Raw genomic sequence first — 17,582 nt, forward strand, 5'->3', positions numbered from 1 at the left:
TCGTCGTGTCAGGCCGTCGCCGCCGCGGACGGGGACTGGGACTGGGGCGCGGTCGGGGACTGGGCCGCCGTCGAGGTGGCCGGGGGCGTCACGGGCGCGGTGGCCGTCGGGGGGTCGGTCGGCTTCGTCGGGGGCGGGGTGACCGGCGCCTCGGAGGAGGCCGGGGGCTTCGTCGGCGGGGTCGGCCGCGTCGCGGGCGGGGTGGTCACCGGGGGCCGCTGCGGACCGGTCGTACGGGCGGGCGGGGTCGGCTTCCCGGACTCCCCCGTGCCCGGCTCGGGTACGGAAGGCGCCGACGGCGGCGGGGGCGAGGAGGCGCCCGGCTCGGGTGCGGGATCGTTCCCTCCGCCGCCCGGCACCTGCGGCTGGACCGCCGGCGGGGTGTCCGGGGTCGAGGACACGGCGGGGGCCTGCGGCTGCTCCGGGTCCCCGGAGGCCAGCGCCAGGCCGACGACGGTGCCGAGCGCGACCACCGTGAGCGCGCCGGCGGCGGCCAGCAGCACCGTCTTGCGCCGCCCCGCCGGTTCGGGTTCCGAGCGGCCGGGGCCGGTCGGAACCGGCGCGGGCTGCGGGAGCTTCGGGAAGGCGTCCTCGAACACCTGCGACAGGGTCGTCGGCGTGGACGTCGGCGACGACGGCCGCCCGATCACCGGGGTGATCCGGGTGACGGCCTCGGAACCCTCGGGGGCCTCGGGCGCCGCGGCCGGGCCGGCGTCTGACTTCGCCATCGAGACGGGCAACGTCACGGCCGTCACCGCCGTCACCGCAGTCACGGCCGTCACCGCAGTCACGGCCGTCACGGCCGTCGGGGCCGTCGGGGCCTGACCCAGGGCCGGAGCCTGCGTCCGGGCCGGTATCGCGGCCCCGGGGAAGGCCGCCGGAGCGGCCCCCGCGAGGTTCACCGGCGGCTCCAGCCGCAGCGGCGGCGACACCTCCACCCCCAGCGCCTCCCGGTCGGTGACCAGTGCCAGGGCCCGCCGGCCCGCGACCGTCCCCCGCTTGTCCGCGAGCGCGCCGCGCAGCCCGATGGAGGCCTCCAGCTCCGCACGGGCCCGGTCCAGTCGTCCCTCGCACAGCGCGAGCACACCGAGTTCGTGGTGGAAGTAGGCCTGCTCGGCGACCTCCCCCGCCTTCCGCGCGGCCTCCGCACCCGCCCGCAGCACCCGCTCCCACGCCTCCCAGTGCAGGAAGGCTGCGAAGGCCGGCGCCGCCGTGCGGGCCAGGAGTACGGCCGCCACCACATCGGCCCCGGCCAGCGCGGCCAGCACCGCGTCGGCCTCCGCCGCGACCCGCTCCGGGGTCACCGAGGCGTGCCCGGTCCACCAGGCGTAGTGCCGGGCGGCGGTACGGGCCTCCTCGGCAGCGGTGTCCCCGTACCCGGCCTCCTCCAGCTGCCGGGCGACCCCCTCCGCGAGGCGGTGGCGCGGCCCGACGGGGGTGATCAGCCCGCAGCCCAGCAGTTCGGCGACGGCGGAGTCGGCGTGCGTGTCACCGACCAGCGCGGGCAGGTGCGCGTGGTGCGGGAGTTCGCCGCCCAGCGCGCAGGCGATCCGCAGGGCGGCCCGTGCCGACTCGCTGACCCGGGAGGCCAGCAGTTCGGCGGGGGCCGCGCCCTCCGCGAGGGTGGGCAGCGGCACGTGGGCGGGGTCGCGGGGGCGTTCCTCGAAGACGCCCGGTTCCTCGTCCTCGTCCTGGGCGGACATCCGGTTGATCTCGTCGCGCTGCCGCAGCAGGGCGGCGGCCTGGACGAAGCGCAGCGGCAGCCCTTCGGAGGCGAAGCGCAGGTCGCCCGCCCAGGCGGTCTCCTCGTCGGTCAGCGGCCTGCCGGTGCCCGCCTCCAGCAGGGTCACGCAGTCGGCCCGGCCGAGGCCGCCGAGGAAGACCTCCTCCAGGTGCACGTCGTCGGAGGGGGACTTGGTGTCGGGGGCGGCGGCGAGCAGGTAGGCGCATTCGGGGGTGGCGCGCAGCAGTTCGTCGAGGCCGGCGCCGCCCAGCTCCAGGTCGTCGAGGAGGACGACGGCACCGATCTCACCGGCCCGCGCGAGGAGTTCCGTACGGTCGGGGCGCCGGTCGGGGGCCTCGTACACGGCGGCGTAGAGGGCGTACAGCAGCTCGGCCGGCTGCTGGAGGCCGTACCCGCTCAGCCGGACGACGCCGTCGGGGGCGAGGCCGGCGCAGTCCCGGGCGACCACGTCGAGGAGGGCGGAGCGGCCGGATCCGGCGGGCCCGGTCAGCCGGACGGAGCGTCCGCGCCCCAGCAGCCGGACGATCCGCTCCCGTTCCCCGTCACGGCCCAGGAGGGGGACGTCGGGGACGGGCGGTCCCGGGAGCACCGGGGGCCGCGCGGCGGTGTCGCGGGCGGCACGGGAGGCCGCGTCGCGCTTGGCGGGGCCACGGCCGGCGGCGGGGGCCGCGGTGGGGCGCAGGGGCTCGATCTCGCTGCCGTCGACGGGGTTGACGGCGAGGGTGAAGTCCCCCGCGGTCAGGGTCACGATCCGGGCGGGTGCCGGCGTGGCCGGGGGCGACCCGGCCGTTCCGCCCGCGGGCTGGTGCGCGGCCGGTCCGCCCGGCTCGGGCTGCCCCTGTGTACCGTCCGTACGGTCCATGACCAAGTCCCCCGATCGCGTCGCGCGCGCCGCCGTCGCCGCCGTCATTACGCCCGGCCTTCGCTCGCGCCGCTGTCGCTACTCGTCCGGTTTCCGCCCGAACCCTAGACCGTGGCCGGGCGCGCGGGAACCGCAGGGGTGTCTTCACCACCGGACCGTTACGTTTCCTCCGGTTACGTCCGGGGCGCAGCGGAGGGGAGCGGAAGGGCGGACGGCCGCTCAGACCCGGGGCAGGGATTCCGCTTCCAGCCCGCCCTCGATCGCCAGGATCCGGTGCAGCCGGGTCGCCACCAGGAGGCGCTGCATCCGGTCCGGCACCCCGCGCAGAACGAGGCGCCGGCCGCTGCGCCCGGCCCGCCGGTGGGCTCCCATGATCACGCCGAGTCCGGTCGCGTCCCAGGAGTCCAGTCCGGTCAGGTCGAGCACGAGGTCGCCGTGGCCGTCGTCGAGGGCGGTGTGCAGGACCGTACGGGCGTCCGCCGCGCTGCGCACGTCGAGGCGACCCCCGACAGCGAGTTCGGCGTGGTCGCCCCTGATGTGCATGTGTACTCCCCGGCTGTCCTGCGTGCGTCTGGTCCGACTGATCCGTGGTCGGCAACTCTCACTGCAACTGACTGCCCCGCGGGCGGGGAAGTTGCCGACCGTGAGCGAACCGATACCTAATTCACCCCGTAGGGTGCGGAGATTCGAACGGTCGTTCTCAGTGCTTGTAGAAGCCCTGTCCGCTCTTGCGGCCGATGTCGCCCGCGTCGACCATGCGGCGCATCAGCTCCGGCGGCGCGAACTTCTCGTCCTGCGACTCGGTGTAGATGTTGCTGGTGGCGTGCAGCAGGATGTCGACGCCGGTGAGGTCGGCGGTGGCCAGCGGCCCCATCGCGTGGCCGAAGCCCAGCTTGCAGGCGATGTCGATGTCCTCGGCGGAGGCGACGCCCGATTCGTAGAGCTTCGCGGCCTCGACGACGAGCGCGGAGATCAGACGGGTCGTCACGAATCCGGCGACGTCGCGGTTGACGACGATGCAGGTCTTGCCGACGGACTCGGCGAACGCGCGGGTGGTGGCGAGGGTTTCGTCGCTCGTCTTGTAGCCGCGCACCAGCTCGCAGAGCTGCATCATCGGCACGGGCGAGAAGAAGTGCGCGCCGACGACCCGCTCCGGACGCTTCGTCACGGCCGCGATCTTGGTGATCGGGATGGCGGACGTGTTGGAGGCCAGGACCGTGTCCTCGCGGACCAGCTCGTCCAGGGTGCGGAAGATCTCGTGCTTGACCTCGATCTTCTCGAAGACGGCCTCGACGACGATGTCCACGTCGGCGACCGCGTCGAAGTCGGTGGTGGTCGTGATCCGGGCGAGCGCCGCCTCGGCGTCCTCGGCCGTCATCCTGCCCTTGGCGACGAACCGGTCGTACGAGGCCTTGATCCCGTCGGTACCACGGGTCAGCGCGGCGTCGGTGACGTCCCGCAGGACGACGTCCCAACCCGCCTGAGCGGAGACCTGAGCGATCCCGGAACCCATCAGTCCGGCACCGATGACGGCGAGCTTCCCAGCCACTGCACACCCCTCGTTTCCCATGCGGGCCAGTCTCATGGCCTCTCCGGCGGAGACTAGCGCCCGTGAGGGACGGTGTGACCGTGAAGTAACACGCGTCACGTCTCAGATGACGGACATCACACTGGTATGGCCCAGCACCCGTGCGCCGCCGCCCAGTTCACCCGCCGCCGCCGACGGGCGGCTGCCGTTCGGGTCCCCGGCGGCCCCGCACTACGCTGGCCGCATGGTGAACCTGACGCGTATCTACACCCGTACCGGCGACCAGGGCACGACCGCCCTCGGCGACATGAGCCGTACGCGCAAGACCGACCTGCGCATCTCCGCGTACGCCGACACCAACGAGGCCAACGCCGCGATCGGCACCGCCATCGCGCTGGGTTCCCTGCCGGACCCGGTCGTGAAGGTGCTCGTCCGGATCCAGAACGACCTCTTCGACGTCGGCGCCGACCTGTGCACGCCGGTGGTGGAGGACCCCCAGTACCCGCCGCTGCGCGTGGAGCAGTTCTACGTCGACAAGCTGGAGGCCGACTGCGACGCCTTCAACGAGGAACTGGAGAAGCTGCGCAGCTTCATCCTGCCCGGCGGCACCCCCGGCGCGGCCCTGCTGCACCAGGCCTGCACGGTGGTCCGTCGCGCCGAGCGCTCGACGTGGGCGGCGCTGGAGGAGCACGGCGAGGTGATGAACCCGCTGACGGCCACCTACCTCAACCGTCTCTCCGACCTCCTGTTCATCCTGGCCCGCACGGCCAACAAGGAGATCGGCGACGTGCTGTGGGTGCCCGGCGGCGAGCGCTAGGGCCCAGGCGACAGGGCCTAACGGTCCTTTCCGGCCAGGGCCTCCGCCTCACCGGCCGCCGGGCCCGCGCCCGCCGGGGCCTTGCGCGGCCAGATCGAGTAGGTCGCGGCGATCAGCGCCTGGATGCCCAGGACCCGCAGGGCCACGGACTGCCAGGCCCGCAGGGCACCGGTGTCGGCGGCGTCGCCGACGTACCAGACGCCGGCCTGGAGCAGGGCGAGCGCGACGGCGGCGCCCGCCAGGGTCCGCGTCCACAGCTTCCACTCGTGGACCGCGCGCTCCCGGCCGTACTTCGCGCCCGGCGGTTTCGGGCCACCGGCGAGGCGGTGGGCGGCGTGCCGGTCGAGCCACTTCAGCGTGTAGTGCCCGTAGCCGACGGTGTAACCGAGGTAGAGGGCGGCCAGGCCGTGCCTCCAGCCCGGCTCGCCGCCGTTCGCGAGGTCGACGACGGAGGCGGCCAGCAGGGCCAGCTCCAGCAGCGGCTCGCACAGCAGGACGGCGGCCCCCAGCCGCGGCATCCCGGCGAGGTAGCGCAGCGCCAGTCCGCCGGCGAGCAGCACCCAGAAGCCGACCTCGCAGGCGATGATCAGGGCGACGAGCACGGCGCACACTCCGTTCCGGTAGGGCGGGATGACGGTTCCCCTCCAGCGTCCCGGCCGACGGGCGCCGCCACCTCGTCCTCCGTGACGAAAGCCGACTGCATCCTTCGGTGTAGCGGCTCCTCCGCCCCCATGGCGAGGCACCGGCCCCGCCCGCCCTGTTGGATGGGGCCGTGCTCCCCAAGATCCCTCCCCCGCACCGCGACGACGTCCTGCTCGCGGTCGCCAGTGTGCTCACCGGCCTGCTGCTGTGGTCGCTCGGGGTCCACAGCACCGGCTACCGGCACTTCCTGCCCGACTGGGCGGCCCTGGTCCCGCTGCTGGTGCTCGGCTCCCTGGAACTGGTGCGCCGCACGCTGGCGAACCTCACCCTGACCGTCGGCACCCTCGGGGTGATCGCGGACCAGTTCACCGTGGGCAACCTGGCCACCGTCGTGATCTTCACCGACCTGATGTACGCGGCCGTGGTCTACGGCAAGCCCGCCATGGCCCGCCGGCTGCCGGTCGGCACCGGCCTGTTCACCGTCGTCGTCACCGTCGCCGCCCTCGCCTGGCTGCGCACCCCGCAGGCCCTGCTGATCGGCATCGTCGCCGGCATCGTCAGCTTCGCCCCCGCGCTGACGGGCGCCACCCTGCGCAACCACCGGGAGGCCGCCGGGGCAGCCAGGCTGCGCGCCGAGCAGACGGCGCTGCTGGCCGAGATGGACCGTACGCAGGCGGTGGCGGGCGAGCGGGCCCGGATGGCCCGGGAGCTGCACGACATGGTGGCCAACCACCTCTCGGCGATAGCCATCCACTCCACCGCCGCACTGTCCATCGACTCCCCCGCCACCAGCCGGGAGGCCCTCGGGGTGATCCGCGAGAACAGCGTCCAAGGACTGGCCGAAATGCGCCGCCTGATCGGTCTGCTGCGCGATGCGGGCGCCGGGCAGGAGGCGGTGGCCGTGCCCTCGCTGGACGGACTGGACGCACTGGTCGGGCAGGCCCGCACCAACGGGGCGGCGAGCGGGCTGGACTTCGTGCTGGACGACGCCCGGACGGACGGGCCGGCGCCGCCGGCCCCGGTGGAGCTGGCGGCGTACCGGATCGTGCAGGAGTCGCTGACCAACGCCCTCAAGCACGCGGCCCCCGGCACGGTCGCGGTCAGGGTGGCCCACGAGAACGACGGGATGCTGTTGACGGTGGGCGTGGACTCCCCCTACGGAGAGCGGTCCGGCCCCCGCGCCCCCGGCTCCGGGGCGGGGCTGATCGGCATGCGCGAGCGGACGGAACTGCTCGGCGGCACGTTCACGGCGGGCCCGGCGGGTCCCGTCTGGCGGGTGCGGGCGGTCCTGCCCGCCGAGGAGAAGGCGGTACGGGAATGAGCATCAGGGTCGTGGTGGCCGAGGACCAGAGCGCGGTACGGGCCGGCCTCGTGCTGATCCTGCGCAGCGCCGGGGACGTCGAGGTGGTGGGCGAGGCGGCCGACGGCGAGGAGGCGGTGCGCCTGGCCCGCGAGCTGCGGCCGGACCTCGTCCTCATGGACGTGCAGATGCCGCGTCTGGACGGGGTTTCGGCCACCCGCCAGGTGGTCGCGGAGGGGCTGGCCGACGTGCTCGTCCTGACCACCTTCGACCTGGACGAGTACGTTTTCGGGGCGCTGCGCGCGGGGGCCTCCGGCTTCCTGCTGAAGGACACGGACGCGGCGGAGCTGATCACGGCGGTGCGGACGGTGGCGCGCGGCGAGGGGCTGATCGCCCCGGCGGTGACCCGCCGCCTGATCGCCGAGTTCGCGACGCCGCGGCCGGTCCCCGGCTCCGTGCGCCCGGAGACGGCGGCGGCGGTGGAGTCGCTGACGCGACGCGAGCGGGAAGTGCTCGGTGCACTGGGCGCGGGTCTGTCGAACGCGGAGATCGCCGTCCGGCTGGACATGGCGGAGGCGACGGCGAAGACGCACGTCAGCCGCCTCCTGAACAAACTGGGGCTGCGCAGTCGGGTCCAAGCGGCCGTACTGGCGCGGGAGTTGGGGTTCCAGACCGACACCGGAGGTGAGGTCTGGACCTCTTGACGCTTGGTCCAGACCTTTCTACTCTCACCGCAACACTGTGGTGAGCGTGCCATGTCAAGGGTCCCGGCCCACGACACCGCGTGCTCACGGGCGGCGCAGGTCCCACCCCCATGCAGCAGTCGGCCCCGCGACTGCTACGGACCTACGGAGGAGCACCCTTGAGCACAGCACCCCCACGACGCATCCGCCTGTTCCGGAGGCTGGCCGCCACGGCGGCCGCCCTCGCCCTGCCCGTCGCCGGCCTCGTCGGCCTCGCCGGCCCCGCGCAGGCCGCCGCCTCGGCGACCGCCACCTTCACCAAGGTCTCCGACTGGGGCTCCGGCTTCGAGGGCAAGTGGACGGTGAAGAACACCGGCACCACCACGCTCAGCAGCTGGACCGTGGAGTGGGACTACCCCTCCGGCACCTCGGTCACCTCCGCCTGGGACGCCACCGTCACCGGCTCCGGCACCCACTGGACAGCCAAGAACGTCGGCTGGAACGGCACCCTCGCCCCCGGCGCCACCGCCAGCTTCGGCTTCAACGGGGCGGGCCCCGGCGCCCCTGCCGGCTGCAAGGTCAACGGCGGCTCCTGCGAGGGCGGCACCACCCCCACCGACGCCCCGCCCTCGGCCCCCGGCACTCCCACCGCCACGGGAGTCACCGAGACCACGCTGACCCTGTCCTGGTCGGCGGCCACCGACGACAAGGGCGTCAAGAACTACGACGTCTACCGGGGCGGCACCAAGATCGCCACCGTCACCGGGACCACCTTCAACGACAGCGGCCTGACCAAGGGCACCACGTACGGCTACACGGTCACCGCCCGTGACACCGCCGACCAGACCGGCCCCTCCTCCGGCGCCCTCTCCGTCACCACCCCGGGCGGCGGCGGCACGGACCCGGGCCCCGGCCCCGACCCGGGCGCCAGGGTCAAGCTCGGATACTTCACGGACTGGGGCGTCTACCAGCGCAACTACCACGTGAAGAACCTGGTCACCTCCGGCACGGCGGCCAAGATCACCCACATCAACTACGCCTTCGGCAACGTCCAGAACGGCAAGTGCACCATCGGTGACTCCTACGCCGACTACGACAAGGCCTACACCGCCGACCAGAGCGTCGACGGCGTCGCCGACACCTGGGACCAGCCCCTGCGCGGCAACTTCAACCAGCTGCGCAAGCTGAAGGCCAAGTACCCGAACATCAAGGTCATCTACTCCTTCGGCGGCTGGACCTGGTCCGGCGGCTTCGGCCAGGCCGCCCAGAACCCGGCCGCCTTCGCCCAGTCCTGCTACGACCTGGTCGAGGACCCCCGCTGGGCGGACGTCTTCGACGGGATCGACATCGACTGGGAGTACCCGAACGCCTGCGGGCTGTCCTGCGACACCAGTGGCGCCGCCTCCTTCAAGAACCTGATGTCGGCCCTGCGCGCCAAGTTCGGCGGCTCCAGCCTGGTCACCGCCGCGATCTCCGCCGACGGCTCCAACGGCGGCAAGCTCGACCTCGCCGACTACGGCGGCGCCGCCCAGTACGTCGACTTCTACAACGTCATGACGTACGACTTCTTCGGTGCCTGGGACGCCAAGGGCCCGACCGCCCCGCACTCCCCGCTGACCTCCTACGCCGGCATCCCGATCGCCGGCTTCAACTCCGAGGCCGCCATCACCAAGCTCAAGGGCAAGGGCATCCCCGGCTCCAAGCTCAACCTCGGCATCGGCTTCTACGGCCGCGGCTGGACCGGGGTCACCCAGGACGCCCCCGGCGGCACCGCCACCGGTCCCGCGCCCGGCACCTACGAGCAGGGCATCGAGGACTACAAGGTCCTCAAGAGCAGCTGCCCCGCCACCGGCACCGTCGCCGGCACCGCCTACGCCAAGTGCGGCGGCAACTGGTGGAGCTACGACACCCCCGCCACCATCGCCGGGAAGATGTCCTGGGCCAAGCAGCAGGGCCTCAAGGGCGCCTTCTTCTGGGAGTTCAGCGGCGACACCGCGAACGGCGAGCTCGCCAACGCCGTCCACACCGGCCTGCAGTAACCGCGACCCCCGGGACACGACGAAGCCGGGGGGACGGGTCCGCCCCCGTCCCCCCGGCTTCTTCCGCGTGTCCTACGCGACGTTCACCCTCTGGCCGGGAGGCGCCGCCTCCAGCCAGGCCAGGAACCCGGTCAGCGCGTCCTCGCTCATCGCCAGCTCCAGGCGCGTCCCCCGGTGGGAACAGCCGAGCACGATCGCGTCGGACAGCAGCGCCAGCTCCTCCTCGCCCTCGGGCGCCCGGCGGGCGAGCACCTCGATCGAGGAACGCTCCAGCAGCCGGCGCGGGCGCGGGGAGTACGAGAACACCCGGAACCACTCGATCCGGTCACCGCTGTAGCGGGCGACCCCGTAGACCCAGCCCTTGCCGGAGACGTCCGGCTCCTCGGCCATGCCCCAGCGCAGGCTGCAGTCGAAGGTGCCGCCGGAACGCTGGATGAGTCTGCGGCGCAGGCCGAAGACAAACAGCCCGATCACCACCAGGGCTACGACCAGGCCGCTCACAAGCAGAGCGAGGAGCATCTTCACCGACCTCCTCGCTCATCGAAATCCCGCAAAACACAAAACGGATCCGCATCGCCTCAGCCGCGACCCGGTCTGGAAAATTCCAGCACGGACCGCGGCTGAGGTCACAAACTCTTCGGTACGGGACTCAGTGCCCCGTCACCGCGCGCAGCCGGACATCGGCGCGACGTTCGGCGGCCGCGTCGGCCTCCGACTTCGCGCGCTCCAGTGCCCGCTCCGCCCGCTGGACATCGATCTCGTCCGCGAGCTCGGCGATCTCGGCCAGCAGGGACAGCTTGTTGTCCGCGAACGAGATGAATCCGCCGTGCACCGCGGCGACAACGGTGTTGCCCTCGCTGGTACGGATGGTCACCGGGCCCGATTCCAGCACACCGAGAAGCGGCTGGTGACCGGGCATGACGCCGATGTCGCCGGACGTGGTGCGGGCGACAACAAGGGTGGCCTCGCCGGACCAGACATTGCGGTCCGCCGCGACCAGCTCGACGTGCAGCTCAGCAGCCAAGGTGGCTCCTCGGGTCACCACCCGGCGGTTCAGCCGGGTGTTGGGTCAAATTCTAATGGGCGTGGGGAGAGGGACGGGACGTACCCCGCCCCTCTCCTTTTCGTTCTTCGAAGACTGCGTTCCGTAGAACGCGGCCGACTAGGAGACGCCCAGCTCCTTGGCGTTGGCCTTCAGGTCCTCGATGCCACCGCACAGGAAGAACGCCTGCTCGGGGAAGTGGTCGTAGTCACCGTCGCAGATGGCGTTGAACGCGGTGATCGACTCGTCGAGCGGAACGTCCGAACCGTCCACGCCGGTGAACTGCTTGGCGACGTGGGTGTTCTGCGACAGGAAGCGCTCGACACGACGGGCACGGTGGACAACGAGCTTGTCCTCCTCGCCCAGCTCGTCGATACCGAGGATCGCGATGATGTCCTGGAGGTCCTTGTACTTCTGCAGGATCCCCTTGACGCGCATCGCCGTGGCGTAGTGGTCCGCCGCGATGTACCGCGGGTCGAGGATGCGGGACGTCGAGTCCAGCGGGTCCACGGCCGGGTAGATGCCCTTCTCGGAGATCGGACGGGAAAGAACCGTCGTCGCGTCGAGGTGGGCGAAGGTGGTCGCCGGCGCCGGGTCGGTCAGGTCGTCCGCGGGGACGTAGATCGCCTGCATCGAGGTGATCGAGTGACCACGGGTCGAGGTGATGCGCTCCTGGAGGAGACCCATCTCGTCGGCCAGGTTCGGCTGGTAACCCACCGCGGAGGGCATACGGCCGAGCAGGGTCGACACCTCGGAACCCGCCTGGGTGTACCGGAAGATGTTGTCGATGAAGAAGAGCACGTCCTGCTTCTGCACATCGCGGAAGTACTCCGCCATGGTCAGACCGGCAAGGGCGACGCGCAGACGCGTGCCCGGCGGCTCGTCCATCTGGCCGAAGACGAGCGCCGTCTTGTCGATGACGCCGGAGTCGGCCATTTCCTCGATGAGGTCGTTGCCCTCACGGGTACGCTCACCGACGCCCGCGAACACCGACACACCGTCGTGGTTGTTGGCGACGCGGTAGATCATTTCCTGGATCAGAACGGTCTTGCCGACACCGGCACCACCGAACAGACCGATCTTTCCACCCTTGACGTACGGGGTGAGAAGGTCGATGACCTTGACGCCGGTCTCGAACATCTCGGTCTTCGACTCAAGCTCGTCGAAGCGAGGGGCCTTGCGGTGGATCGGCCAGCGCTCGGTGACCTCGGCGTTCGCCTCGGGGTAGTTGAGCACCTCACCCAGGGTGTTGAACACCTTGCCCTTGGTGAAGTCACCGACGGGGACGGTGATGCCCTCGCCCGTGTCGGTCACCGCGGCCTGGCGGACCAGACCGTCGGTCGGCTGCATCGAGATGGTACGGACGAGGCCGTCACCCAGGTGCTGCGCGACCTCAAGGGTCAGGGTCTTGAGCGCGCCGTCCTCGGCCGGGTCGGCGACCTGGACCTTCAGCGCGTTGTAGATCTCGGGCATGGCGTCGACGGGGAACTCCACGTCGACGACCGGGCCGATGACCCGGGCGACGCGGCCCGTGGCGGCGGCCGTCTCAACAGTGGTCGTCATTACTTGTCACTCCCCGCGGTCGCGTCAGCCATGGCGCTCGCGCCACCGACGATCTCGCTGATTTCCTGGGTGATTTCGGCCTGGCGGGCCGCGTTGGCAAGCCGGGAGAGGCTCTTGATGAGGTCTCCGGCGTTGTCGGTGGCCGCCTTCATCGCGCGGCGGCGGGCGGCGTGCTCGGAAGCGGCCGACTGCAGCAGTGCGTTGTAGATACGGCTCTCGACGTAGCGCGGCAGCAGGGCGTCGAGGACGTCCTCCGCCGACGGCTCGAACTCGAACAGCGGAAGGATCTCGCCCTTCGCGCCGTCCTCCTCCTGAGCCTTTTCGAGGCTGAGCGGCAGCATCCGGCCGTCGACCGGGTTCTGCGTCATCATCGACACGAATTCCGTGTAGACGATGTGCAGCTCGTCGACGCCGCCCTCGGCCGTCTCCGTCTGGATGGCCTCGATCAGCGGCCCGGCGACGCGCTTGGCGTCGGCGTAGGCCGGGCTGTCGGTGAAGCCGGTCCACGAATCCGCGACCTTGCGCTCGCGGAAGCCGTAGTAGGCCAGGCCCTTACGGCCGACGATGTACGTGTCGACGTCCTTGCCCTCGCCGCGCAGCCGCTCGGTGAGCCGCTCCGCCTGCTTGATGGCGTTCGAGGAGTAGCCGCCGGCCAGACCGCGGTCGCTCGTGATGAGCAGGATCGCGGCACGGGTCGGCTGCTCGACCTCGGTCGTCAGGGCGTGCTTGGTGTTCGAGCCGGTCGCCACCGCGGTCACCGCACGGGTGAGCTCGGTCGCGTACGGCATCGATGCCGCCACCTTGCGCTGCGCCTTGACGATGCGCGAGGCGGCGATCATCTCCATCGCCTTGGTGATCTTCTTGGTCGCCGTGACGGCACGGATGCGACGCTTGTAGACCCGGAGCTGCGCTCCCATGAGTCAGGTCCCTTCCGTCGTCACTTGGAGACGTTGACGGCCGGCGCGTCCTCGCCCAGGAGCTTGCCGTCCGAGGTCTCGAACTGCTGCTTGAAGCCGGCGATGGCGTCCGCGATGGAGGACAGGGTGTCGTCCGACATCTTGCCGCCGTCGGCGATGGAGGTGAGGAGGTCCTTGCGCTCGCGGCGCAGGTGCTCCAGCAGCTCCGACTCGAAGCGACGGATGTCGTTGACCGGGACGTCGTCCATCTTGCCGGTGGTGCCGGCCCAGACGGAGACGACCTGCTCCTCGACGGGCATCGGCTGGTACTGGCCCTGCTTCAGCAGCTCGACCAGACGCTTGCCGCGCTCCAGCGAGGCCTTCGACGCGGCGTCCAGGTCGGAACCGAAGGCGGCGAACGCCTCCAGCTCGCGGTACTGGGCGAGGTCCAGGCGCAGACGGCCGGAAACCTGCTTCATCGCCTTGTGCTGGGCGGAGCCACCGACGCGGGAGACCGAGATACCGACGTTCAGCGCCGGGCGCTGGCCCGCGTTGAACAGGTCGGACTCCAGGAAGCACTGGCCGTCGGTGATGGAGATGACGTTGGTCGGGATGAACGCCGACACGTCGTTCGCCTTGGTCTCGACGATCGGCAGACCCGTCATCGAACCGGCACCCATGTCGTCGGACAGCTTCGCGCAGCGCTCCAGCAGACGGGAGTGCAGGTAGAAGACGTCACCCGGGTAGGCCTCGCGGCCCGGCGGGCGGCGCAGCAGCAGCGACACGGCGCGGTAGGCGTCGGCCTGCTTCGACAGGTCGTCGAAGATGATCAGGACGTGCTTGCCGGCGTACATCCAGTGCTGGCCGATGGCGGAACCGGTGTACGGCGCCAGGTACTTGAAGCCGGCCGGGTCGGACGCCGGGGCGGCGACGATCGTCGTGTACTCGAGCGCACCGGCGTCTTCCAGGGCGCCGCGAACGGACGCGATGGTCGAGCCCTTCTGGCCGATGGCGACGTAGATGCAGCGGACCTGCTTGTTCACGTCGCCCGAGCGCCAGTTGTCGCGCTGGTTGATGATCGTGTCGACGGCCAGAGCGGTCTTACCCGTCTGACGGTCACCAATGATCAGCTGACGCTGGCCGCGGCCGACGGGCACCATGGCGTCGATGGCCTTGTAGCCGGTCTGCATGGGCTCGTGGACCGACTTGCGGACCATGACGCCCGGAGCCTGCAGCTCCAGGGCGCGACGGCCTTCGGTCGCGATCTCGCCGAGACCGTCGATCGGGTTGCCGAGCGGGTCGACGACACGGCCGAGGTAGCCCTCGCCGACGCCGACGGAGAGCACCTCACCGGTGCGCTGCACCGGCTGGCCCTCCTCGATACCGCTGAACTCGCCGAGGACGACCGCACCGATCTCGCGCTCCTCGAGGTTGAGGGCGAGACCGAGGGTGCCGTCCTCGAACTTCAGCAGCTCGTTCGCCATGGCGGAGGGCAGGCCCTCCACCTTCGCGATGCCGTCGCCGGCAACGCTGACCGTTCCGACCTCCTCGCGCGAGGCCGCGTCCGGCTGGTACGACTGGACAAAGTTCTCCAGTGCGTCCCGGATCTCCTCCGGCCGGATCGTGAGCTCCGCCATCTGGGTTCCCTGCTCTCCTTGTTGGGCCTGAAGCTTCTTAGGGGTCTGGGGGCGACCCCCAGGAATCTTCTGCAAGTTCTGCACGGCCCAACCGGGCCGCTAGGAATGCTTTTGTTCTATTGCTGGCTGAGGTCAGCCGGCCATGCGACGGGTCGCCTCGGAGAGGCGGTCCGCGATGGTGCCGTCGATGACCTCGTCGCCGACCCGCACCGTGATCCCGCCGAGGACCGCGGGGTCCACGTCGAGGTTCAGGTGCATCTGGCGGCCGTACAGCTTGGCCAGCACCGCGCCGAGACGCTGCTTCTGCACGTCGCTGAGCAGAACCGCGCTGGTCACGGTGGCGACCATACGATTCCGGCGCTCGGCGGCGAGCTTGGAAAGGGACTCCAGTCCCGCTTCCAGGCTACGTCCACGCGGGTGCGTGACAAGACGGGTGACCAGGCGCTCGGTGACCGGGTTCGCCTTTCCGCCGAGCAGGCTGCGCAGCAGCTCGCCCTTGGCGGAGACGGTGGCCGCACGGTCGGTCAGCGCGGAGCGCAGCTCGGTGTTCGAGGCGACGATCCGGCCGAACCGGAACACCTCGTCCTCGACGTTGTCGAGCGCGCCGCCCTGCTGGGCCGCGGTGAGGTCGGCGGTGGCCGCCAGCTCCTCCAGCGCGTCCACCAGGTCGCGGGACTGCGACCAGCGCGACCGCGCCATGCCCGACACCAGGTCGAGGGTCTCCCCGCCCACCTGGCCGGACAGCAGCCGGCCGACCAGCTCGGCCTTGGCCTCGCCGGACTGCGCCGGGTCCGTGATGACCCGACGCAGCGAGACCTCACGGTCGAGCAGCGCGGTGACGGCTGCCAGCTCACCGGCGAGCTTCGCCGCGTCGACGGACGTGTTGTCCGTCAGCGCGTCGAGACGCTCGCGCGCGGAGGCCAGCGCCTCGCGGCTCGCTCCGTTCATCGGGCCGCCTCGGCCTTCTCCTCAAGCTCGCTGAGGAAGCGGTCGATCGTGCGGCTCTGCCGGGCGTGGTCCTCCAGGGACTCGCCGACGAGCTTTCCGGCCAGGTCGGTGGCGAGCTTGCCCACGTCCTGACGCAGCGCCTGAGACGCGGCCTTGCGGTCCGCGGCGATCTGGGCGTGGCCGGCAGCGATGATCTCCTCACGCTGCCGCTGGCCCTCTGCGCGCAGTTCTTCCTTGAGCGCAGTGCCCTGCTCCAGCGCGTCCTGGCGCAGGCGCGCGGCTTCGTGCCGGGCTTCGGCGAGCTGGGCCTTGTACTGCTCCAGCACGCTCTGGGCCTCGGTCTGAGCGGCTTCAGCCTTCTCGATACCGCCCTCGATGGCCTCGCGGCGCTCGTCCAGAACCTTGTTGATGTTCGGGAGGAGCTTCTTCGCGAGGAAGCCGAAGACGATGACGAAGGCGATCAGACCGATGACGAGCTCGGGGATCGGCGGGATGAGGGGGTTTTCCATCTCCTCGGCCGCCAGAACCATGAGGTTCACATCAGTGCCTTTCGTCTAATGGACTGTTCGTCGAGACCGAAGATCAGGAGCTCGGGTAGACGAACGGCATGACCAGACCGATGAGGGCGAGCGCCTCACAGAAGGCGAAGCCGAGGATCTGGTTGGCGCGGATCAGGCCGGCAGCCTCGGGCTGACGGGCGAGGGCCTGGGTGCCGTTACCGAAGATGATGCCGACGCCGACGCCGGGGCCGATGGCCGCGAGACCGTAACCAACGGAGCTGAGGGAGCCGGTGACGGCGGCAAGGGTCTGGGACATGCCAGTTCTTCCTTCTCTTTCACGGACCGGTGGGGGTTGGCCACCGGACGAATGGGGGCTGAGCGGGGGCGGGCCTGGCTCAGTGGTGCTCGGCGAGCGCGCCCTGGATGAAGCTGCAGGCCAGGAGGACGAAGACGTACGCCTGGACGGCCTGGATGAAGAGCTCGAAGGCGGTCATCACGATGACCATCACGAACGAGACACCCGCGTAGGCGATGCCGATGCCGTTCAGCAGGTACCAGCTGGCGATCGTGAAGAGCAGCAGCAGGGTGTGACCGGCGAACATGTTCGCGAACAGTCGGACCGCGTGGGTGAACGGGCGCACCAGGACGTTCGAGAAGAACTCGATGACCATGATGAGCGGCAGGACGCCGCCGAGGCTCTTGTCGTAGCCGGTGAGGTTCTTCAGGCCGCCGACGAAGCCGTGGCGCTTGAAGGTGACCGACATCCACACGAAGTAGACCATCAGGGCCAGGATGGCCGGGTACGCGATGATCGCGGTCACCGGGAACTGGGCCACGGGGACGATCGACCAGACGTTCAAGATCCAGACGAAGAAGAACAGCGAGACCATGAAGGGGACGTACTTCTCGCCCTCCTTCTTGCCGAGCGTCTCGTAGACGATGCCGCGGCGGACGAAGTCGTAGCCGGCCTCGGCGACCATCTGGAGCTTGCCCGGGACCATCTTCGGCTTGCCGAAGGCGGCCCAGAAGAAGCCCACGATGATGATCGAGCCCAGCAGGGCCAGCAGCATCGGCTTGTTGAAGTAAGCACTGGTGGTGCCGGCTTCGCCCCAGAGCGGCTCGAAGAGGAACGAGTGCAGGCCCGGGCCGGGGAAGCCACATCCGTCGAAGATGTGACAGTCGGTCTCGAAGGCGAGCACCTGAGTCGGGTCAGCACTCACCGCGGGCTCCTTCAGCGTGGCGCATAGGTACGGCAACCTCGTTGTGTCGGCGCGGCGCACAGCCGCGGTTCGGCACTGGACTGGTGTAACGGATGTGGGGGCGGCAGTCAGGCATCGAGCCTCGCGATGGAACAGGCGATCAGCTCAGATGCCCGCGCCCG

The 17,582-nt window shown here is 70.8% G+C and carries 17 protein-coding genes; 4 read left to right on the forward strand and 13 right to left on the reverse strand.

Annotated elements, in window-relative coordinates; all coding sequences use genetic code 11:
- Window positions 1–8: 8 nt before the first annotated feature.
- From ACEPPI_RS14155 to ACEPPI_RS14165, 3 genes are all read right to left on the reverse strand, one after another.
- Window positions 9–2,606: an ATP-binding protein gene (locus ACEPPI_RS14155; protein WP_373915582.1), complete on the reverse strand. Its 2,598-nt coding sequence runs from the start codon at window positions 2,604–2,606 to the stop codon at window positions 9–11.
- 219 nt (window positions 2,607–2,825) lie between these two features.
- Complete coding sequence (locus tag ACEPPI_RS14160) at window positions 2,826–3,149, reverse strand: STAS domain-containing protein (RefSeq protein ID WP_030235822.1); 324 nt, start codon at window positions 3,147–3,149, stop codon at window positions 2,826–2,828.
- 157 nt (window positions 3,150–3,306) lie between these two features.
- A complete protein-coding gene (locus ACEPPI_RS14165) occupies window positions 3,307–4,155 on the reverse strand; it encodes a 3-hydroxyacyl-CoA dehydrogenase family protein (RefSeq protein WP_373915583.1) in 849 nt (282 codons plus the stop codon).
- 223 nt (window positions 4,156–4,378) lie between these two features.
- Between ACEPPI_RS14165 and ACEPPI_RS14170 the strand changes: the two genes are divergently transcribed.
- Entirely contained in the window at window positions 4,379–4,951 is a 573-nt protein-coding gene (locus tag ACEPPI_RS14170) for a cob(I)yrinic acid a,c-diamide adenosyltransferase (protein WP_266842340.1), read from the forward strand.
- A 17-nt stretch (window positions 4,952–4,968) separates the two neighbouring features.
- Here ACEPPI_RS14170 and ACEPPI_RS14175 read toward each other — a convergent pair whose 3' ends face one another.
- Complete coding sequence (locus ACEPPI_RS14175; RefSeq protein WP_373915584.1) at window positions 4,969–5,553, reverse strand: hypothetical protein; 585 nt, start codon at window positions 5,551–5,553, stop codon at window positions 4,969–4,971.
- 170 nt (window positions 5,554–5,723) lie between these two features.
- Between ACEPPI_RS14175 and ACEPPI_RS14180 the strand changes: the two genes are divergently transcribed.
- The 3 genes from ACEPPI_RS14180 (at window position 5,724) to ACEPPI_RS14190 (ending at window position 9,615) form a co-directional block, all read left to right on the forward strand.
- Window positions 5,724–6,914 (forward strand): sensor histidine kinase, encoded by a 1,191-nt coding sequence (locus ACEPPI_RS14180; RefSeq protein ID WP_373915585.1) that lies wholly within the window; start codon window positions 5,724–5,726, stop codon window positions 6,912–6,914.
- Window positions 6,911–7,597 carry a response regulator gene (locus ACEPPI_RS14185; protein ID WP_373915586.1) on the forward strand — a complete coding sequence of 229 codons (687 nt, stop codon included), beginning with the start codon at window positions 6,911–6,913 and terminating at the stop codon, window positions 7,595–7,597. Before ACEPPI_RS14180 ends, ACEPPI_RS14185 begins: the two co-directional genes overlap by 4 nt.
- Window positions 7,598–7,707: 110 nt before the next feature.
- Window positions 7,708–9,615, forward strand: coding sequence for a glycosyl hydrolase family 18 protein (locus tag ACEPPI_RS14190; RefSeq protein ID WP_373915587.1), 1,908 nt, complete (start codon window positions 7,708–7,710; stop codon window positions 9,613–9,615).
- A 72-nt stretch (window positions 9,616–9,687) separates the two neighbouring features.
- Here ACEPPI_RS14190 and ACEPPI_RS14195 read toward each other — a convergent pair whose 3' ends face one another.
- The 9 genes from ACEPPI_RS14195 to atpB form a co-directional block, all read right to left on the reverse strand.
- A complete protein-coding gene (locus tag ACEPPI_RS14195) occupies window positions 9,688–10,134 on the reverse strand; it encodes a DUF2550 domain-containing protein (protein WP_266842335.1) in 447 nt (148 codons plus the stop codon).
- Between the two features lie 130 nt (window positions 10,135–10,264).
- The gene (locus ACEPPI_RS14200) at window positions 10,265–10,639 is read right to left on the reverse strand and encodes a F0F1 ATP synthase subunit epsilon (RefSeq protein WP_008738187.1); all 375 of its coding nucleotides are present in this window, start codon (window positions 10,637–10,639) and stop codon (window positions 10,265–10,267) included.
- Window positions 10,640–10,777: 138 nt separating this feature from the next.
- A complete protein-coding gene (atpD, locus tag ACEPPI_RS14205; protein WP_373915588.1) occupies window positions 10,778–12,220 on the reverse strand; it encodes a F0F1 ATP synthase subunit beta in 1,443 nt (480 codons plus the stop codon).
- Window positions 12,220–13,137 (reverse strand): F0F1 ATP synthase subunit gamma, encoded by a 918-nt coding sequence (locus tag ACEPPI_RS14210; RefSeq protein WP_373915589.1) that lies wholly within the window; start codon window positions 13,135–13,137, stop codon window positions 12,220–12,222. Before ACEPPI_RS14210 ends, atpD begins: the two co-directional genes overlap by 1 nt.
- A gap of 20 nt (window positions 13,138–13,157) precedes the next feature.
- Window positions 13,158–14,753, reverse strand: a complete 1,596-nt coding sequence (atpA, locus tag ACEPPI_RS14215) for a F0F1 ATP synthase subunit alpha (protein WP_266625406.1) — start codon at window positions 14,751–14,753, stop codon at window positions 13,158–13,160.
- A gap of 132 nt (window positions 14,754–14,885) precedes the next feature.
- A complete protein-coding gene (locus ACEPPI_RS14220) occupies window positions 14,886–15,701 on the reverse strand; it encodes a F0F1 ATP synthase subunit delta (protein WP_373915590.1) in 816 nt (271 codons plus the stop codon).
- The gene (locus tag ACEPPI_RS14225) at window positions 15,698–16,231 is read right to left on the reverse strand and encodes a F0F1 ATP synthase subunit B (RefSeq protein WP_030235791.1); all 534 of its coding nucleotides are present in this window, start codon (window positions 16,229–16,231) and stop codon (window positions 15,698–15,700) included. The genes ACEPPI_RS14220 and ACEPPI_RS14225 overlap by 4 nt, the downstream gene beginning before the upstream one ends.
- Before the next feature lie 52 nt (window positions 16,232–16,283).
- Window positions 16,284–16,517: an ATP synthase F0 subunit C gene (gene atpE, locus ACEPPI_RS14230; RefSeq protein ID WP_007266589.1), complete on the reverse strand. Its 234-nt coding sequence runs from the start codon at window positions 16,515–16,517 to the stop codon at window positions 16,284–16,286.
- A 79-nt stretch (window positions 16,518–16,596) separates the two neighbouring features.
- Window positions 16,597–17,436, reverse strand: coding sequence for a F0F1 ATP synthase subunit A (gene atpB / locus ACEPPI_RS14235; RefSeq protein ID WP_356209958.1), 840 nt, complete (start codon window positions 17,434–17,436; stop codon window positions 16,597–16,599).
- Between the last annotated feature and the right edge of the window lie 146 nt (window positions 17,437–17,582).

The sequence above is a fragment of the Streptomyces sp. AB3(2024) genome, from assembly GCF_041862025.1.
Taxonomy (GTDB): domain Bacteria; phylum Actinomycetota; class Actinomycetes; order Streptomycetales; family Streptomycetaceae; genus Streptomyces.

What these genes read in the sequence shown, in the direction of transcription:
- ACEPPI_RS14190 (WP_373915587.1), top strand. Translation starts at nt 7,708, where the DNA reads ATGCAGCAGTCGGCCCCGCGACTGCTACGGACCTACGGAGGAGCACCC.
- ACEPPI_RS14210 (WP_373915589.1), bottom strand. Translation starts at nt 13,137, where the DNA reads ATGGGAGCGCAGCTCCGGGTCTACAAGCGTCGCATCCGTGCCGTCACG.
- ACEPPI_RS14170 (WP_266842340.1), top strand. Translation starts at nt 4,379, where the DNA reads ATGGTGAACCTGACGCGTATCTACACCCGTACCGGCGACCAGGGCACG.
- atpE (WP_007266589.1), bottom strand. Translation starts at nt 16,517, where the DNA reads ATGTCCCAGACCCTTGCCGCCGTCACCGGCTCCCTCAGCTCCGTTGGT.
- ACEPPI_RS14155 (WP_373915582.1), bottom strand. Translation starts at nt 2,606, where the DNA reads ATGGACCGTACGGACGGTACACAGGGGCAGCCCGAGCCGGGCGGACCG.
- ACEPPI_RS14160 (WP_030235822.1), bottom strand. Translation starts at nt 3,149, where the DNA reads ATGCACATCAGGGGCGACCACGCCGAACTCGCTGTCGGGGGTCGCCTC.
- ACEPPI_RS14220 (WP_373915590.1), bottom strand. Translation starts at nt 15,701, where the DNA reads ATGAACGGAGCGAGCCGCGAGGCGCTGGCCTCCGCGCGCGAGCGTCTC.
- atpA (WP_266625406.1), bottom strand. Translation starts at nt 14,753, where the DNA reads ATGGCGGAGCTCACGATCCGGCCGGAGGAGATCCGGGACGCACTGGAG.
- ACEPPI_RS14225 (WP_030235791.1), bottom strand. Translation starts at nt 16,231, where the DNA reads ATGGTTCTGGCGGCCGAGGAGATGGAAAACCCCCTCATCCCGCCGATC.
- ACEPPI_RS14195 (WP_266842335.1), bottom strand. Translation starts at nt 10,134, where the DNA reads ATGCTCCTCGCTCTGCTTGTGAGCGGCCTGGTCGTAGCCCTGGTGGTG.
- ACEPPI_RS14185 (WP_373915586.1), top strand. Translation starts at nt 6,911, where the DNA reads ATGAGCATCAGGGTCGTGGTGGCCGAGGACCAGAGCGCGGTACGGGCC.
- atpD (WP_373915588.1), bottom strand. Translation starts at nt 12,220, where the DNA reads ATGACGACCACTGTTGAGACGGCCGCCGCCACGGGCCGCGTCGCCCGG.